The organism is Enterobacter cloacae complex sp. 2021EL-01169 (assembly GCF_020733125.1).
Lineage (GTDB): Bacteria > Pseudomonadota > Gammaproteobacteria > Enterobacterales > Enterobacteriaceae > Enterobacter > Enterobacter roggenkampii.
Window position 1 is genome coordinate 602,122 of the sequence record NZ_JAJFTC010000001.1, and the last position, 17,822, is coordinate 619,943.

At 54.9% G+C, this 17,822-nt stretch carries 15 protein-coding genes, 4 tRNA genes and 1 pseudogene; 8 read left to right on the forward strand and 12 right to left on the reverse strand.

Features of this window, described 5'->3' with window-relative positions; all coding sequences use genetic code 11:
• Positions 1 to 66: 66 nt before the first annotated feature.
• Positions 67 to 810: an SDR family NAD(P)-dependent oxidoreductase gene (locus LLF79_RS02745; protein WP_043875042.1), complete on the reverse strand. Its 744-nt coding sequence runs from the start codon at positions 808 to 810 to the stop codon at positions 67 to 69.
• Between the two features lie 16 nt (positions 811 to 826).
• Complete coding sequence (locus LLF79_RS02750) at positions 827 to 1,234, reverse strand: DoxX family protein (protein ID WP_043875043.1); 408 nt, start codon at positions 1,232 to 1,234, stop codon at positions 827 to 829.
• 90 nt (positions 1,235 to 1,324) lie between these two features.
• Here LLF79_RS02750 and LLF79_RS02755 point away from each other — a divergent pair, with 90 nt between their 5' ends.
• Positions 1,325 to 1,702, forward strand: coding sequence for a helix-turn-helix domain-containing protein (locus LLF79_RS02755; RefSeq protein ID WP_305054995.1), 378 nt, complete (start codon positions 1,325 to 1,327; stop codon positions 1,700 to 1,702).
• A gap of 457 nt (positions 1,703 to 2,159) precedes the next feature.
• Here LLF79_RS02755 and LLF79_RS27020 read toward each other — a convergent pair.
• The 3 genes and pseudogenes from LLF79_RS27020 to LLF79_RS02770 form a co-directional block, all read right to left on the reverse strand.
• Positions 2,160 to 2,581: pseudogene (locus LLF79_RS27020) on the reverse strand (MBL fold metallo-hydrolase).
• Between the two features lie 106 nt (positions 2,582 to 2,687).
• A complete protein-coding gene (locus tag LLF79_RS02765) occupies positions 2,688 to 3,935 on the reverse strand; it encodes an integrase arm-type DNA-binding domain-containing protein (protein ID WP_043875045.1) in 1,248 nt (415 codons plus the stop codon).
• Positions 3,936 to 4,096: 161 nt separating this feature from the next.
• Positions 4,097 to 4,172, reverse strand: a tRNA-Asn gene (locus LLF79_RS02770).
• Between the two features lie 162 nt (positions 4,173 to 4,334).
• On the opposite strand from LLF79_RS02770, the gene emmdR reads away from it, so the two are divergent.
• Positions 4,335 to 5,789, forward strand: coding sequence for a multidrug efflux MATE transporter EmmdR (gene emmdR, locus LLF79_RS02780; protein WP_021241423.1), 1,455 nt, complete (start codon positions 4,335 to 4,337; stop codon positions 5,787 to 5,789).
• A 103-nt stretch (positions 5,790 to 5,892) separates the two neighbouring features.
• A tRNA-Asn gene (locus LLF79_RS02785) sits at positions 5,893 to 5,968 on the forward strand.
• 145 nt (positions 5,969 to 6,113) lie between these two features.
• Here LLF79_RS02785 and LLF79_RS02790 read toward each other — a convergent pair.
• From LLF79_RS02790 to shiA, 3 genes are all read right to left on the reverse strand, one after another.
• On the reverse strand, positions 6,114 to 7,886 hold the full coding sequence (locus tag LLF79_RS02790; RefSeq protein ID WP_227879072.1) for an aminopeptidase P family protein: 1,773 nt from the start codon (positions 7,884 to 7,886) through the stop codon (positions 6,114 to 6,116).
• Positions 7,887 to 7,904: 18 nt separating this feature from the next.
• Positions 7,905 to 9,359 (reverse strand): AMP nucleosidase, encoded by a 1,455-nt coding sequence (locus LLF79_RS02795; RefSeq protein WP_023617725.1) that lies wholly within the window; start codon positions 9,357 to 9,359, stop codon positions 7,905 to 7,907.
• 73 nt (positions 9,360 to 9,432) lie between these two features.
• Positions 9,433 to 10,746, reverse strand: a complete 1,314-nt coding sequence (shiA, locus tag LLF79_RS02800) for a shikimate transporter (RefSeq protein ID WP_045336424.1) — start codon at positions 10,744 to 10,746, stop codon at positions 9,433 to 9,435.
• A gap of 191 nt (positions 10,747 to 10,937) precedes the next feature.
• Here shiA and ldtA point away from each other — a divergent pair, with 191 nt between their 5' ends.
• Entirely contained in the window at positions 10,938 to 11,837 is a 900-nt protein-coding gene (gene ldtA / locus LLF79_RS02805) for a L,D-transpeptidase (RefSeq protein WP_039266695.1), read from the forward strand.
• 145 nt (positions 11,838 to 11,982) lie between these two features.
• On the opposite strand, the gene LLF79_RS02810 is transcribed toward ldtA, so the two are convergent.
• Positions 11,983 to 12,058 (reverse strand) — tRNA-Asn (locus LLF79_RS02810).
• 320 nt (positions 12,059 to 12,378) lie between these two features.
• Between LLF79_RS02810 and nac the strand changes: the two genes are divergently transcribed.
• Together nac and cbl are read left to right on the forward strand one after the other, a co-directional pair.
• Positions 12,379 to 13,296, forward strand: a complete 918-nt coding sequence (nac, locus tag LLF79_RS02815) for a nitrogen assimilation transcriptional regulator NAC (protein ID WP_008499475.1) — start codon at positions 12,379 to 12,381, stop codon at positions 13,294 to 13,296.
• Positions 13,297 to 13,392: 96 nt separating this feature from the next.
• A complete protein-coding gene (gene cbl / locus LLF79_RS02820; RefSeq protein ID WP_008499476.1) occupies positions 13,393 to 14,343 on the forward strand; it encodes an HTH-type transcriptional regulator Cbl in 951 nt (316 codons plus the stop codon).
• 43 nt (positions 14,344 to 14,386) lie between these two features.
• On the opposite strand, the gene LLF79_RS02825 is transcribed toward cbl, so the two are convergent.
• Positions 14,387 to 14,995: a glutathione S-transferase family protein gene (locus tag LLF79_RS02825; protein WP_047746489.1), complete on the reverse strand. Its 609-nt coding sequence runs from the start codon at positions 14,993 to 14,995 to the stop codon at positions 14,387 to 14,389.
• A gap of 170 nt (positions 14,996 to 15,165) precedes the next feature.
• Between LLF79_RS02825 and gcvA the strand changes: the two genes are divergently transcribed.
• Complete coding sequence (gene gcvA / locus LLF79_RS02830) at positions 15,166 to 16,077, forward strand: transcriptional regulator GcvA (RefSeq protein WP_058653992.1); 912 nt, start codon at positions 15,166 to 15,168, stop codon at positions 16,075 to 16,077.
• Between the two features lie 8 nt (positions 16,078 to 16,085).
• Here the strand turns inward: gcvA and LLF79_RS02835 are convergent, their stop codons facing one another.
• Positions 16,086 to 17,024 carry a LysR family transcriptional regulator gene (locus tag LLF79_RS02835; RefSeq protein WP_045418722.1) on the reverse strand — a complete coding sequence of 313 codons (939 nt, stop codon included), beginning with the start codon at positions 17,022 to 17,024 and terminating at the stop codon, positions 16,086 to 16,088.
• A 141-nt stretch (positions 17,025 to 17,165) separates the two neighbouring features.
• On the opposite strand from LLF79_RS02835, the gene LLF79_RS02840 reads away from it, so the two are divergent.
• Entirely contained in the window at positions 17,166 to 17,567 is a 402-nt protein-coding gene (locus tag LLF79_RS02840; protein ID WP_023344471.1) for a RidA family protein, read from the forward strand.
• A 107-nt stretch (positions 17,568 to 17,674) separates the two neighbouring features.
• On the opposite strand, the gene LLF79_RS02845 is transcribed toward LLF79_RS02840, so the two are convergent.
• Positions 17,675 to 17,750, reverse strand: a tRNA-Asn gene (locus tag LLF79_RS02845).
• Between the last annotated feature and the right edge of the window lie 72 nt (positions 17,751 to 17,822).

The window sequence follows — 17,822 nt, forward strand, 5'->3', positions numbered from 1 at the left end:
ATCCCCTTGTAAACAGATACTTTTTGACTCGCTAAATAGCCATTGCAATTGCAAGGATTGATGGCCTTAGCGTGCGCTGTCGATAATAGAACCACCATCAGGCGTCAGGCTCGACCCTGTGATAAATTGAGAATCTTTACTCGCTAAGAACAGGACCACTGGCGCAATATCTTCTTCTGGTGAACCATAACGGGCCAGAGGGTTTGTTGGTTCAGGAACGTTTACTTCGGGCCCCCATGTTACTGCAACTGGTAATATGTTATTTACGGTTATCTTGTCAGCCCCCCATTCACGAGCCGCTGTGCGGGTCAAAGCGCGAACCGCTTCTTTTGCCATGTTGTAGGGACCATATCCAACCAGCCCAATGACACCTGCCATCGACCCAAAGTTAATAACGCGTCCTTCACCGCTATTTTTCAGGTAAGGGTATGCAGCCTGCATCATTCTGAGATAAGCAACAGGTCCCAGGTCAAAGTTGCGCTGTAACTGTTCCACTGACAAATCAAGAATGGAAGAAAATGGCGCGGAAGAGTCGAAGGCATTGTTAACGAGAATATCAATGCCTCCAAAGGTCAAGACAACTTGATCTATTGCGGCCTGGATTTGTCTAGCATCACTGATGTCACAAGTTATGCCGATTGCTGTACCACCTGCTGCAGTAATATCAGCAACGACTGCATTTACATTAGCGGATGTCAGCGAAAGAACGGCTACTTTAGCGCCTTCTGCAGCAAACAACTTCGCAGTAGCCCGCCCTATACCGCGACCAGCACCAGTAATTATGGCGACCTTTCCGATGAGTTTAGACATGATTTTTCCTCTGCTATTAAGGCGTAATGAAACTTTCAGCCAGTATCTCACCATAAGGTGAAGGTGAGGTGCGGGCTGAGTTTTGTGTGGAAAACGAAACGACCAGAAGTGCAAGGCCTATGACTGCGGGGAGGGCACCTAAGGGTTTGCGTACACCCAGATGAGCCGTCCCTGACAAGATCAAATGAAAAAAGATACCGGCATAAGCAAGATCGCTTATCGGCATGCTGATACGCGACAGAATGGCGATTGGCCCAAGGATCTTTATGACAATCATGAACGGAATTAGATAGGTGGCCGGGTAATCAAGTCTGCTTAACGTATCGCGTACCCAAGCTTTTTTGGTCAGGTAAAGTGCTGCTGACGAAAAGTAAAGCGTTGATAGCAAAATAGTACTGGCCCAGTAAATATAATTGGACATCATGGCGTCATTCCCAAGCTTTGTAGTGGACTTTGTTCAAGGATGTCATCTAATATAAAATCCAACAAGTAGGATGAAATAATGGTGGTAAGTATGCAAAACCATACTAAAGGTAATAATGAAGTGAACATGCATGTAGAGATGAGACGAGCTTTTAGTCTCCTGTCTGGTAAATGGAAACTTGAAATAATGTGGATGCTTAACCAACGTATTTATCGCTTTGGTGAGCTGAAAAAGGCAATTCCGGGCATCACACAACATATGTTAACTGCGCAGTTACGTGAGCTTGAAAGTGACGGACTGGTGGCAAGAATGATTTATGCTGAGGTTCCTCCTCGCGTTGAATATTCTATTACTGAGAAAGCTCGGGGGTTAGGACCGACAATGGAGGCACTTACCGCCTGGTGGCTAGAATATGGTGAAACAGTCCCTCCGAAGTCGAGTGGAAGAGGGAGGAAATCAACTATCTAATGTCAATGAAATGATAATATTTGTGGTGAAGACGACCAACCCCGTGAGACACTCAGTTTTAATTTGTGACTCGCTTTCACTACGATATATATAATCGAAGTGCTCATGTCTTGTTTTCAACAAATAATGGATTCTCATTGGCGTAGGAAATAAAACATCAAATTATAATTTTTTATGTTGAAGAGGGAGGGTTGTTTAGGAACGTTTGCTTTAAATATATAAATTATTCATGGCCAGTAATAACCAGTTTCATTAAAGTCCTCACGTAATCTAACCAACGGATTATGCTATCACTTAAATTTTCTCGAAATGCTCTATACATCATTGCATGTATATAATCGTCATTTCAGATCCCACCAAGGGGAATAGTGTATAGGGGGATGGTTAAAATAGACAGGTTGCCCTATCACCGGAGTCCACAGTGCGTGGCCAGAAGTATTATTCTTGATGATCCTCCTCATCGGAACATTCCAGTCATGTGGAGCAAGGGAAAAGCGCCCAATATGGTCTGGGTTAACGCTTTTACATGCAAATCGCGCGCTGCCTGCAGCGCTTCTTCAGGAGACATATGAACGTTCGCCCATCTCGGATCGTATTGGCCGCTATCGAGTACCACCCAGTCGAATGGACCAAATCGTTTCCGATCTCCTCAAAATGAGGCCCATACCCAGAATCCCCACTATTGAACAGCGTCCTATCTGTAGATTTGATAACAAAACCCACCCACAGGGATTGATCTCGGGACAATGTTCGTCCGGAAAAATGGCGTGCCGGTATCGCGGTTATCGCTACATTATCCACCTGAATAGAGTCATACCAGTCTGCTTCATGGACAATGCTTCCCGGGTATCCGTTTACGATAAAAATTGGGCAAGCTATTGGATATAACGTGAATCAATTGATTGTCTCGGTGCGGTGAATACGCACCATGAAAATTTCTTCTGGTGCGTTCGCCTAATTATCTTTTCTGGGCCATAGCTTACACTTATTTATCCCAAGCAAAGGGGGGAATATATTCATTTGAGCATACTTGCAGATAATCAGCCCACCACTGCATCATCGCTTTACGGGCATCGAGATATTCTGCTTTGTGGATGTAAGCCGCTCGAACGCTGTTGCGTTCTTGATGGCTCATCTGTCGTTCAACCGCATCCTGCGCCCACAGTCCAGATTCCATCAGCGCACTACAGGCCATTGCACGGAATCCGTGGCCGCAGATTTCATTTTTTGTGTCATAACCCATCAGACGCAAAGCCTTGTTGATGGTGTTTTCGCACATGGGTTTATACGGATTATGGTCACCGGGGAATATCAGTTCCTGATGCCCGGATATATCTTGTATCTGTTTCAGGATAGCGATGGACTGACGAGAGAGGGGAACGATATGTGGCGTGCGCATTTTCGCGCCACGCCCGGAATAACGCACTCCGGGGATAGCCTCACGAGTGGCAGGAATGGTCCAGATTTTGTTTCTGAAATCGATCTCAGACCAACGGGCGAAACGTAGTTCGCTGGAACGAATGAATAAGTGCAGGGTGAGAGATACCGCCAAACGAGTCAATTCTCGCCCTTGCTGGTAGTCCTCAATGCGTGTCAACAGTTCCGGCAGTTTCTCCAGCGGAAGGGCTGGGTAGTGGCGTTTAACGGGCGGGGCGATGATACCGTCCAGATTGGCCGCCGGGTTATGCTCTATCAACTCTTGATGCACGGCATGACGCATGATGTTGCACATATGCTGCCGGGTACGCGCCGCCACTTCCAGTAAACCTTTTTTCTCAATCCCTTTCAGCAGGTCGATAAAATGGCGGGTTTTCAGTTCTGTGACTGGCAGGTGTCCAATTATCGGAAAGATATGGTTATTCATGCTTGCGAGCAGACGGGTTGCATGGTTCTCCGACCATGCTCTGTTGCTTTTATGCCAAGTTAGCGCCACTGATTTGAAGGTTTCCTCTGGTGAGGTAGTGGCTCTCTCAGCAGAGCGCTGTTGAGCTGGATTGATATTCTGCGCCAGCAATTTACGGATACCATCACGCTGCTGACGAGCGTCGGCCAAAGATACTGCAGGATACGCCCCTAAGCCGAGGCGGGATTCTTTTTTATTGATGCGATATTTGAGATACCAGAGACGTGAACCGCCTGGATTAACTAAAAGGTATAAACCGTGAGAGTCGGAGACTTTAAAGGGTTTTTCGGATGGTTTTAAATTGCGGATTTTTGAGTCGTTAAGAGACATTTGGGGGTCACTCCGTCATCGAACCAACTTGACCCCAAATCTGACCACCAAATTTTCCCGATGCGGAGGGTAAACTGAAAATGCATCGGGAAGACTTTTCACGCTAACCTATTGAATCTGAATCAAATAAGGATTCGCAGAGCGGCATGAAAACAAGAATTTGGCTCCTCTGACTGGACTCGAACCAGTGACATACGGATTAACAGTCCGCCGTTCTACCGACTGAACTACAGAGGAATCGTTGTGGAGGCTTATCTTAGCGGCGAAAAAACTTTTGTCAAACCTGATCTTAGGGAAAATCGACTGATTGCTGATTCTGTCGTCAGTTTGTTGTAATTCCACACATCTTTTTTCAGGAAAATACTTTGCAGGATTAGCATTTCTCCCCCATCATTTGAAATGGAGTTTCAACTTTTCTCGCTAAGGTCCATTTTGAACGTCACTGCCTCCTTACGCCAGGCGATCGCGCGCACGCCATGGTATGCAAAACGTAAAAGCTATCGTGTCCTGTTCTGGCGTGAAATCACCCCTCTTGCTGTGCCTATCTTCCTGGAAAATACCTGCGTTCTGCTGATGGGGGTACTGAGCACCTTCCTGGTGAGCTGGCTGGGGAAAGAGGCGATGGCGGGGGTCGGGCTGGCGGACAGCTTTAACATGGTGGTGATGTCATTTTTTGCTGCCATCGATCTCGGGACGACGGTGGTGGTGGCTTTTAGCCTCGGCAAGCTCGATCCCAAACGTGCGCGCGAGGCAGCCCGCCAGTCGCTGATGATCATGACTGTCTTTTCGATTGTTCTGGCGGCGGTGATCCACTATTTCGGTAAAGAGATTATCGATTTTGTCGCCGGGGAAGCCACGAACGAGGTCAAAGACCTGGCGCTGACCTATCTGGAGATGACCGTAATAAGCTATCCGGCGGCGGCTATCGCCCTGATTGGCAGCGGCGCGCTGCGCGGGGCAGGTAACACCAAAATTCCGCTCCTGATCAACGGCGGAATGAATATCCTGAATATCATCATCAGCAGCGTGCTGATCTACGGCGTGTTCTCGTGGGACGGGCTGGGGTTCGTCGGCGCCGGACTGGGGCTAACCATTTCACGCTATATCGGTGCGGCGGCGATTATCGGCGTGCTGATGGCGGGGATCACCCCCTCGCTGCGCCTCACGCTGAAGAGCTATTTCCGCCCCTTTAACTTCGCCATTATCTGGGAAGTGATGGGGATCGGCATTCCCGCCAGTATTGAGTCGGTGCTGTTTAACGGCGGGAAGCTGCTGACGCAGATGTTTGTCGCCGGGATGGGCACCGACGTTATCGCCGGTAACTTCATCGCCTTTTCTATCGCTTCGCTGATTAACCTGCCGGGTAACGCGCTGGGTTCGGCCTCGACTATCATTACCGGGAAACGGCTCGGGAAAGGGCAGATCGGCCAGGCTGAGCGGCAGCTGCGCCACGTTTTCTGGCTGTCGACCATTGGACTGACCGTGATTGCCTGGGGAACCGCGCCGTTTGCCGGGCTGATGGCCTCGTTCTATACCCACGAAGAGGACGTTAAAGAGGTCGTTAAAATCCTCATCTGGCTCAATGCGGCCTTTATGCCCATCTGGGCGGCCTCATGGGTACTGCCAGCCGGGCTAAAGGGCGCGCGTGATGCCCGCTTTGCGATGTGGGTGTCGATGCTCGGCATGTGGGGATGTCGCGTTGTGGCGGGGTATACGCTCGGGGTGATGCTCGGATGGGGCGTGGTTGGCGTCTGGCTGGGTATGTTCCTGGACTGGGCCGTACGGGGCGCGCTGTTCTACTGGCGCATGGTCAGCGGGCGCTGGCTGTGGAAATACCCGCGGAAAAATGCCTGACAATTGCGCGAAGTGGAGAATAAATCGGCAAACGATCGGAAATATGCATTCTGCCTTTGACATCATGGGGGAGCATCGATAATATGCGCCCCGTTCACACGATTCCTCTGTAGTTCAGTCGGTAGAACGGCGGACTGTTAATCCGTATGTCACTGGTTCGAGTCCAGTCAGAGGAGCCAAATTTAAAAAGCCTGCTTTTAAAGCAGGCTTTTTGCTTTTCTGCGTCGGGTAGAATTGTCGGGTGGCGGCTTCGCCTTACCCGACCGACAAAAACCTCGAATCGTAGGCCGGGTAAGGCGAAGCCGCCACCCGGCAAAAGCCGCACTATCCGTTCACACGAACCGGTGCCGTCGCCTCTTCCAGCCACGAAAGCGCATCGCTGTTCACCAGTGGTGACAGCGCCTCACGCACCTGCTGGTGATACGCATCCAGCCACGCTTTTTCCTGTTCGCTCAACAGATCCAGCTCGACCTGGCTTAAATCAATCGGGATCAGCGTCAGCGAGGCAAATTTACAGAATCCCGGACGGCTCTCCACAATCTCCACCTGGTTTTCAATGCGAATCCCGTGGCTATCGCCCAGATAGTAGCCAGGTTCAATCGTCATGATATTGCCCGCCACCAGCGGCCACGGGTTGACCTTTTTGGCGATGCGATGCGGGTTCTCATGGATCAGAAGCTGATGCCCCACGCCATGCCCTGTGCCGTGATCGTAATCCAGCCCCATCTCCCACAGCGGACGACGCGCGAAGGCATCCAGCTGATGCCCCTGAGTGCCAGAGGGGAACTGCAGGGTAATGAGCGACAGAAAGCCTCTCAGCACGGCGGTGTAGTGCAGGCGCTGCTGCGGGTCGACCTTACCCCATGCCAGCGTGCGCGTGGCGTCGGTGGTGCCATTAACGTACTGACCGCCGGAATCGTTCAGGTAAAAATGATCATGGCCGATGGGCTTGTTGCTGGCCTCGCTCGAATGATAGTGGCACATCGCCGCATTGCTCGAAGAGGCGGAGATGGTCGCAAAGCTTTGCTCGATAAACCCGGGCTGCTGTTGACGGAACGCGAGCTGCTGCGCCTGCACTTCCAGCTCGGTGAGCGGATTTCCTGCCGCCTCGCGCAGCGGCACTTCGCGGCTCAGCCAGGCCAGGAAATTGACCCAGGCGGCACCGTCCTGGTGATGGCACGCGCGATACCCAGCCAGCTCGATCGGGTTTTTGGTGGCCTTCATCAGGGTGATGGGATCGGTTCGCCAGACAATCTCTCCCCGTGGTTCAATGGCAAAGCGCAGGGCGACCGGAGCGGAATCGGCATCAATCATCACCCGTTTGCCTGCAGCAATCTGCTGACAGCGTTCGATGAAGGCGTCCTGCGGGGCAATCGTAAACGCATTACGCACGTCTTCAGGCAGGGCGCCGAGCTTGTTGTCGTTTACAAACCACTCAACGTGGCCGTCACGACTCAGCAGGGCAAATGAGAGCGGTACCGGACTGGTTGGGATATCTGAGCCCCTTACGTTGAGCAGCCATGCAATGTTATCCGGCAGCGTAACGGCCAGATAATCAGCATTGTTCGCGGCCAGCACGGCAGCGACGCGCTGACGTTTGTCCTGGCTGCTTTCACCGCTTACTTCAACCGGCATTTCACGAATAAGCCCCGCCGGTGCGGCAGGGCGATCGGTCCATAAGGCGTCAAACGGCGAAACCTTCAGCGGTACCAGCCTGCACGGCGTGGCGGACAGTTGCTCAAACTCCGTATTGGTCATCAGCAGTGCGTCAAAACCGATGCGCGTGCCTGCCTCCACGTTTTCTGTCAGCCATTCAGCCAGCGGCTCGTTGTGCAGGTGGTGAATTTCAATCTCGTCCAGATTCACCTGAACGCGGGCCTGCACCTGATAGCGCCCGTCGACGAACAGCAGCGCTTTATCCTTCCGTATCAGCGCGACGCCGGCAGAACCGTCAAAGCCCGTCAGCCAGGCCAGCTTTTCGTCGTAGGGCGCGCAGTATTCGCTCTGCCACGCATCCGCACGCGGGACGATCATCCCGTCGAGATGGCTGGCCTCAAGCCAGTGGCGCAGGGCAGAGAGCGGAGATGTGCTGGACATGGTTATTCCTTATCGTTATTAGCGGAACGGCGGCTCGTTGAAGGTGCGCAGCTTGCGGGAATGCAGCCTGTCACCTTCCGCCCGAAGCAGGTCGATGGCGCGAATGCCAATTTGCAGATGCTCTGAGATGGCCCCTTCATAGAAACGGTTGGCCTGGCCCGGTAGCTTAATTTCGCCGTGCAGCGGTTTATCGGAGACGCACAGCAGCGTGCCGTAGGGGACGCGGAAGCGGTAGCCCTGCGCGGCGATGGTGGCGCTCTCCATATCAATGGCCACCGCGCGGCTCAGGTTGAACCGCAGCGCGGAGGCAGAGTAACGCAGCTCCCAGTTGCGATCGTCCGTCGTGACGACCGTACCGGTGCGCAGGCGCTGCTTAACTTCTTCACCCGGCATGCCGCTGACCTCTTTGGTCGCGTCATACAGCGCGCGCTGCACTTCGGCGATGCTCGGGATTGGGATATCCGGCGGCAGCACCGCATCCAGCACGTGGTCGTCGCGCAGGTAGGCGTGGGCGAGCACGTAGTCGCCAATCAGCTGGCTTTCACGCAGGCCGCCGCAGTGACCAATCATCAGCCACACGTCAGGGCGCAGTACCGCCAGATGGTCGCAGATGGTTTTGGCGTTCGAGGGGCCGACGCCGATGTTGATCAGGGTGATCCCCTGACCGTCGGCGGTGATCAGGTGCCAGGCGGGCATCTGGTGTTTTTTCCAGGCCAGATCGGAGATGGCCTGCTCGGGGGCTTCGGTCTCTGCGGTGATCCAGATCCCGCCCGCGCAGGAGAGGGCAATATACGGGCTTTCCGGGTCGAGGATCTGGCTGCAGCCCCAGCGGACAAACTCGTCGACGTAGCGGGTGTAGTTGGTAAAGAGCACGAACGGCTGAAAATGTTCAGCGGGCGTACCGGTGTAGTGGCGAAGTCGCGCCAGGGAGAAATCGACCCGGCGGGCGTCAAAGTGCGACAGAGGAGAAAATTCTGCCGGGTGATAAATCCCGTCGGCGGTCTCATCGCCAATCTGCGACAGTTCCGTCGTCGGGAAGTGGCGGGTCAGCCCCGCGCTCATGGAGCGGTCAAGGGTTAACGCCGAACCGTCAATTACGTACGGATAGGGGATTTCATGCTGCGAGGGCTCAACGGCAATGTGCGCGCCGTAATCCTGGTACAACAGCGTAAGTTGTTCTTCAAGATACGGGCGGAACAGGGCCGGGCGGGTGACGGTGGTGCTGTAGCAGCCGGAGTGGGTAAAACGGGCGTAGGCGCGGGTTTTTGGCGTCGTGCTGGCGCTGCCGTCCCAGGTCACAGAGAGCGATGGATAAACAAAAAGGCCCTCGTTTCTGGCCTTTTGGTCGGGAAGTTTCCCTGTTTCGATATATTCGCTGATGGCGCTGCGCAGCGCATTGACGGACTGTTCATACAGCGCGTCGAGTTTTTCCAGCGCCTGAGCCGGGGTCAGGCTGGAGCCCTTATTATTCATCTCTGTCTCCTTGTTCCACAGGTGTGCGACTCTACCCGATAGTATGTCACACGCCTGTGAAACAAAAGGGCGATCAGGTGTGGCGGGGCTCTTTCATCACCAGGGCCGTCGCAGCAGAGAGCAGGCAACCGGCCAGCAGATAAATCGCCACGCTGTGCCAGTTTCCGCCGGAGAAGGTCACCAGCGCGGCGGCAATAAATGGCGTAAACCCGCCGCCGACCACGCTTGCGACCTGGTAGCCCACGCCCGCGCCGCTGTAGCGGTAGCTGGCGCCGAACAGTTCGGTAAACATCGGCTGCTGGACGCAGACCACCATGTCGTGAGCGACGTTGGCGAGCATGATGGCGAAGAAGACAATCCAGAAGATCGACTGCGCCTCCAGTGCCATAAAGAATGGCCAGGCGCTGAGGGTGCCCACCAGCGCCCCGGTGATATAGACGCGACGGCGGCCAAAGCGGTCCGCCAGCCAGGCGAAGCAGGGGATGGTCAGGCAGCTGATCCCGCCAACCACCAGACCGATATTCAGGAACAATTCACGCGGCAGGCCGAGGTTCTGCGTCGAGTAGTTCAGGGCAAACGCGGTGACGATATACATCGTCAGCAGTTCACACAGGCGCAGGGCAATAATTTTCAGAAAAGCGCCAGGATGCCGGACGAGTGCCTCCATGACCGGCAGCCTTTTTTTGACGGTCGGTTTTTCCTGCTGTTTTTCGAACTCTGCCGACTCCTCCATACCGTTACGGATCCACAGCGCGGCGATGACCAGCACGATGCTGAAGATGAACGGAATGCGCCAGCCCCAGCTCAGGAACTGCTCATCGGTGGTGAGCTGGCTGATCAAGGAGACCAGCCCGGTAGAAAGGAGCAGACCCACGCCGTATCCGACCTGCACGCCGCTGCTGTAAAACGCTTTCTTATTTTTGGGCGCGCTCTCAACGGATAGCAGCGCCGCGCCGCCCCATTCACCGCCCACGGCGAAGCCCTGAATCGCCCGTAATGTCACCAGCAATACCGGTGCCCACCAGCCAATCGCGGAAAACGACGGGAGAATGCCAATCAGCGCCGTGGCGATCCCCATCATCCAGACGGTAAGCATCAGCATGCGCTTGCGGCCGAGGCGGTCGCCAAAGTGGCCGAAGATCACCCCGCCCAGCGGGCGAAACAGAAAACCGACGCCGAATGTGGCAAACGCGGCGAGGGTGCCCATCGCGGGGCTGACCTGCGGAAAAAATTCGCGGTTAAACACCAGCGCGGCGGTAATGCCGTAGAGCAGAAAATCATACCAGTCGACGACGGCACCCGCGAAGCTGCCGAGTGCGGCGCGGCGGGCACGATTGAGCGAAGGTGTCTCCTCGTTGGGATGTGTGGAGGTGAGAGTGGAGTCCATAGTTGTCCTGTCTGCACTGATTTTTAATTATTGGTATAAGAAAAGGTCACTCACATAGCGGCCGTCATATAAACGGAACCTATGAGACTACCGCGACAGGGGGCCTGTGCAAACTGATTTTATTTCCTGATGGGTAATGCAAAACGGCTACGCTATGCTTACTAAAGAGCGAAGCGACTGAGGAAGGGAATATGTGTCGTAAAAAGGCGTTGGGCTGTCTTGCTGCGTTACTCATCAGCCAGAGCGTGCAGGCGGTGAGCTATCCTTTACCGCCGGCGGGCAGTCGCCTGGTGGGGAGCTCGCAGGTCATTACCGTGCCGGATCATAATACGTTACCGCTTGAGGCGTTTGCCGCGCAGTACGGGCAGGGGTTGAGCAATATGCTGGAAGCGAACCCGGGCGTGGATCCTTTTTTGCCTAAATCCGGTACCCGGCTGGTCATTCCCCAGCAGCTGATTTTGCCCGACACCGTTCGCGAGGGGATTGTCGTTAACGTGGCGGAAATGCGTCTCTACTATTACCCGCCGGGCAGCAATACTGTTGAAGTGCTACCCATCGGCATCGGTCAGGCCGGGCGCGAAACCCCGCGTAACTGGGTAACGGCGGTTGAACGTAAGCAGGTGGGACCCACCTGGTCTCCGACGCCCAATACGCGCCGTGCCTATGCGGCAGAGGGAAAAACGCTGCCTGCCTTCGTGCCCGCCGGGCCGGATAACCCGATGGGGCTGTATGCAATCTATATCGGCAGGCTCTATGCCATACACGGCACAAACTCCAATTTCGGCATCGGGCTGCGGGTGAGCCAGGGCTGTATTCGTCTGCGGAATAACGACATCAAATACCTTTTCGATAATGTTCCCGTCGGAACCCGCGTGCAGCTTATCGATCGGCCCGTTAAAGTCACCACGGAACCGGACGGCAGCCGCTGGGTGGAAGTGCATGAGCCGTTGTCACGTAACCGTGCGGAATTTGAATCGACCCGGAAAGTGCCGCTGCCGATATCGGCCGCGCTGCGGACAGAGTTGATCAACGAGGGTGCAGGTGCTGAGCTGGAACGGCGGTCAGGGATGCCGGTGAAGCTCGGCAATTGAGGACATTTTCGCCGGGTGGCGGCGTTGCCTTACCCGGCCTACGATTCGAGGTTTTTGTCGGTCGGGTAAGGCGCAGCCGCCACCCGACAATTTTACCCGACGCAGAAAAGCAAAAAGCCTGCTTTAAAAGCAGGCTTTTCAAATTTGGCTCCTCTGACTGGACTCGAACCAGTGACATACGGATTAACAGTCCGCCGTTCTACCGACTGAACTACAGAGGAATCGTGTGAACGGGGCGCATATTATCGACCTGCGTTCACCTTGTCAAAGGGTGGATCGCCGCCTTTTGATCGTTTGCTGACAAAATCGGCAAAGTGCTGTTTTTGACAGCTGAATGCACCGCTTTGGTGCGGATATACCTCTAATGGGGCAGATCATAAACTGCTGTTTCGGTAATAAAACCCCCCTCCATGATTAGGTTTCCTTATTTTCAGGCGCTTAGCGCCCGATTCAGACCGCCTGGTAAAAGTGGCATTCATATTGCAAAACCTGTTCAACAACGACAGCCGGTTCCGGCACAGCATTTCGAACAGGGGGCAAAATGAACTTAAGACGACTGAAATACTTCGTAAAAATCGTCGATATCGGCAGCCTGACTCAAGCAGCAGAAGTGCTGCATATCGCGCAGCCTGCGCTGAGCCAGCAGGTGGCTACTCTGGAAGGCGAGATGGATCAGCAGCTGTTGATCCGCACCAAACGCGGCGTCACGCCAACGGAAGCCGGAAAAATTCTCTATACCCATGCGCGCACGATTCTGCGCCAGTGCGAGCAGGCGCAGCTGGCGGTGAATAACGTGGGTCAGACCCTGAGCGGACACGTTTCTATTGGCCTGGCGCCGGGAACGGCCGCGTCCTCTATTACCATGCCGCTGCTGCAGGCCGTTCGCGCTGAGCTGCCTGAAGTGCTGGTGTACCTGCACGAAAACAGCGGGTCCGTACTGAATGACAAACTGCTCAACGGCCAGCTGGACATGGCGGTGCTTTACGATCGCTCCCCGGTGGCCGGGATCACCAGCCAGCCGCTGCTGAAGGAAGATCTCTATCTCGTGGGCACCCGCGACTGTCCGGGCCAGAGCGTAGACCTTACCGCCGTGGCAGAGATGAACCTCTATCTGCCGCGCGACTACAGCGCCGTGCGCGTGCGCGTGGACGAAGCGTTTTCCCTGCGCCGCCTGACGGCCAAAATCATCGGCGAAATTGACTCGATTTCCACGCTGACCGCGGCCATTGCCAGCGGAATGGGCGTCACCGTACTGCCCGAATCCGCCGCGCGTTCGCTGTGCAGCGCGGCAAACGGCTGGATGGCGCGGATCACCACGCCTTCGATGAGCCTGCCGCTGTCGCTGAACATGTCCGCACGCGGTTCGCTGTCGCCGCAGGCGCAGGCGGTAAAAGAGATTTTGATGTCGCTGGTCAGCAAGCCATCGCTTGAGAACCGTGAGCTCCAGCTCGTGAGCTGATATTCCATAAAAGCATAAGATGCTGGTTTTTATTATTTGTTCTGCAGCTCGGCTGACTCTAACAATAGAGCTATGTCAGATGCGCCGGAGTGAATCGTGAATTTCCAGCAGCTTAAAATTATCCGTGAGGCGGCCAGGCGGGACTACAACCTGACCGAGGTCGCCAATATGCTTTATACCTCTCAGTCCGGCGTCAGCCGCCATATCCGCGAGCTGGAGGAGGAGCTGGGCATAGAGATCTTTATCCGTCGCGGCAAGCGGCTGCTCGGCATGACGGAGCCGGGTAAAGCATTGCTCACCATCGCTGAGCGGATCCTCAACGAGGCCAGCAACGTGCGTCGCCTGGCGGATCTCTTCACCAATGATGCCTCCGGCGTGCTCACCATTGCCACCACCCACACCCAGGCGCGCTACAGCCTGCCGCCGGTGATTAAGGCGTTCCGCGAACTTTTTCCGGAGGTGCGTCTGGAGCTTATCCAGGGCACGCCGCAGGAAATTGAAGTGCTGCTGCAAAACGGTGGGGCGGATATCGGTATCGCCAGCGAACGCCTGAGCAACGACCCGCTGCTGGTGGCGTTCCCGTGGTTCCGCTGGTATCACAGCTTACTGCTCCCGGTCGATCATCCGCTGAATCAGGTCTCTCCCCTGACGCTGGAAGACGTTGCGAAATGGCCGCTCATTACTTATCGCCAGGGGATCACGGGACGCTCGCGCATAGATGAAGCCTTCAATCGTAAAGGGTTAACGCCCGACATCGTGCTGAGCGCGCAGGATTCAGACGTGATCAAAACCTACGTCGAACTGGGTCTGGGCATTGGGCTGGTGGCGGAACAGTCCAGCGGAGAACGCGAGGACGGGAACCTGGTGCGTCTTGACACGCGTCATCTGTTTGACGCCAACACCGTATGGCTTGGCCTGAAGCGCGGACAGCTGCAGCGTAACTATGTGTGGCGCTTTATCGAGCTCTGCAACGCCGGGCTGTCGGTGGATGAGATTAAACGCCAGGTGATGGAGCCGGAAGAAGTGGCGATTGATTATCAGATTTAGGTGCGGGTTTGCCCGGTGGCGCTGCGCTTACCGGGCTCTGCATTTAATTGAACGGATATTTTTTGAAGGCCGGCTGCGATTCGAATGATTCGGCAAACGCCTGGATCGTTCTAAAATCCGCTGCGTTAACGACCTGCGGGATCATCGACTGAATAAATGTCCAGACAACCGTGCTCGTGACGGCAACCTGATCGGGAACGGCGGTGGCGGGACGCCCCTCCAGTAAGGTATTCCATTCCCTGCAGGCCGCCAGCAGCTGGATTGTAATGCGTTCGACCCATGAAACGTGCTGCTTTTCCACCGGACGCAGGTTGTGTTCATACACATTTTGCACCGCTTTCTCAGCGGCGGCGAGAATAAAGCCCAGCGTCTGAAGATCGTTTGCCTGCGCATCCGGCGCGACGGGCAGGAGTCTCCGCTCGGGGTCGGCCTGAGCCTCAAAATAATTCAGAATCAGCGAGGAATCCATCAGACGTATTCCGTTATCCAGAACCAGCGTCGGGGCTTTTACCGCGGGGTTGATCCGGGAGAATGCGTCGAAGGTGCTAAAGACTGACAGCGGCTGGCTTTCAAACTCAACCCCATAAAGCTCAAGGGAGATCGCCACGCGCCGTACATAAGGTGAATCCATCATGCCAACAAGCTTAATCATCTTTCCCGTTTTCCTGTCTGTGTGAAAGAACGCGTCATTGAAAAGGATGACCCGACATTACAATACAATTTGCATGGCGAATATCTTCAGTATCTTACCGTAAGGGTTAGTATTACTGACATAGGGTCAGGTTGCCGCTGTATATCCAGCGCAGATAAGGAAGTGCTTTCATGTCGGATTTTCCACCCATTGCCAGTTTGCGAAGCTTTGAAGCCGTCGCCCGTCTTGGCAGCGTGACGCTGGCGGCGAAAGAACTCCACGTTACCCATTCCGCTATCAGCCAGCAGATCAAAACGCTGGAGGAGATGGTGGGCGTAAAGCTGTTTATCCGTCTGGGGCGAGGAGTGCAGATCAACGAAGAAGGGCGGCTCTATGCCTTACAGGTACGCGAAGCGTTGAACCACATCGCGGATGCTACCCGGCTCGTACAGGTGAAGCCGAGAAAGCAGGAGCTGACGCTGGCGATGGTGCCGTCATTTGGATGCCACTGGCTTTTGCCGCGCCTGGAACGCTTTCGGACGAAGTATCCGCTTATTACCCTGCGGATCCAGGCCAGTCTGACGGTCACCAGCCTGCAGCAGGAAGGGATAGATATCGCGATACGGATGGGGCAGGGAAACTGGGAAGGGAGCGAAAGTCATTATCTTTTTTCCGATGAGCTCATTGTGGTGGCCGCACCGGGCTATAACGGGGGCGTGCTGCCCGCTACGCCGTCTGACATTGCAAAAAGTCATCTTATTTTTTCCATGGAGTCGTGGAAAACGTGGTGCATGAATGCGGGTCTTGAGAAAGAGATCGTGCCTGACGGTTTATGCGTTAACGACTCGAATTTAATTATTGAAGCCGTCCGGCTCGGGAAAGGCATCGCGCTGGAGCGTCGCTCTCTGGTTCAGGATGCCATCATCCGAGGTGAACTGGTCCAGCTAACCTCCATCACTGCGCCATATCCCTGGCCTTACTGGCTGGTGACAGCGCAGCCAAAGGAGGAGAAGCCGGAGGTGGGGCTTTTTGTGGCGTGGCTGGATGAGGAGGTGGCGGCCTGGCGGCGAGCGGTGAGTGCTGTGGAAAGTAACCAACCCTAATGAGCGAATCAGGGGCTGGGAGGGAGTGACTTATTATTGGAATTAGGGACATGCTGCTGCATCAATTCAACGATCCAATCAATAAAAACGCGCAGTTTGGCGTTGACGTGGCGGTTAGGGGGAAATGCCAGGTACAGGGGCATTGGCTTAATACGCCAATGTTCGAATAGCCGAATCAAGGAACCACAAGCCTGATGCGCTTCTGCCATATAGACCGGCAGCGCAATCACGCCTAACCCGGCTAACCCAGCTTCGAGGTAAGCATTGCCATCATCCACGGCAAGGACATAGCTGCCCGTGATGTCAATATGTTCACTCTCACTGCGCAGTACCAGAGGATCAATCTTACCGGTGCGCGAGGACAAGAACCCTACAATGCGATGGTCGGTGTTTTCCAGCTCTCGCGGGTGCGCCGGGGCGCCGAGGCGTTCCACATAGCTCGGTGCGACGTAAACACCGATGTGCAAATCGCCGACATGGCGTGCGATCAGGGACTGGTCGTTGATTTCGCCACCGCGCAGGACGCAATCCACGTTGTCGCCGATCAGATCCACCACCCGGTCGCTCACGCCCATATCGAACTGGATATCCGGGTAGCGTGCATGGAAAGCCGGTAGCGCCGGCACCAGGATGAGGCGGGCCAGCGGACTGGGCACATCAACCCGTAGCCGTCCCCTGGGCGTCATCGTCGCGCTGGACAGGCTGTTTTCAGCATCTTCCATGTCCGCCAGCAGGCGGATGACGCGTTCGTAGTAGACCGCGCCATCGGGGGTCACACCGAGCCTGCGGGTGGTGCGATGGAGCAATTTGACGCGCAGGCGCGCTTCCAGTTGCTGAATGAGCTGCGTCACCGTGGTTTTGCTCATATGAAGCGTTTGGGCAGCCTTTGTGAAGCTACCTGCCTCCACCACGCGAGCAAAGGCGCGCATCGCGTCGAAACGATCCATTCCTTATCCTCTCTTTTCACCGATTGTTTGGATATTACAAACAATGATGGACAAAGTCGCTTGTTTATCCGCCCGAACCTGCACCTGTAAAGTGTCTTTATGTTCAACGGGCTGATTTTGCCCTATTGCAAAGGTACAAACATGACAGCACGCGAAGCAGTTTTCCCCTCCGGTCGGCAGGCGCTCTATGAGCGCAATCGCTATTCACCGGCCATCAAATCCAACGGTTTCTTGTTCGTTTCGGGGCAGGTGGGTAGTCGCGAGGATGGTTCGCCTGAACCCGATCTGAGAGCGCAGGTCAGGCTGGCCTTCGATAATCTTAATGCTGTCCTCGCGGCTGCGGGCTGCACGTTCGCTGACGTGGTTGACGTGACCCTCTTTGTCGTCGATCCCGAGTCAAACCTCGACGCTATCTGGAGTATCCTGCCAGAATATTGGGGGGACGCGCCTTATCCTACCTTGACCGGGATCGGCGTGACGTGGCTGTACGGATTTAAGTTTGAGATTAAGGTGATTGCCAGGCTGGATGCGATTCAGAGTTAACTTCAGAGATGCAGTCCCGTAGGTCGGGTAAGGCGAAGCCGCCACCCGACAATTTTACCCGACGCAGAAAAGCAAAAAGCCTGCTTCAAAAGCAGGCTTTTCAAATTTGGCTCCTCTGACTGGACTCGAACCAGTGACATACGGATTAACAGTCCGCCGTTCTACCGACTGAACTACAGAGGAATCGTGTGAACGAGGCGCATAGTAGCGACCTCAGTTCGCCTTGTCAAAGGGTGAAATCGCGCTTTTTGTTCG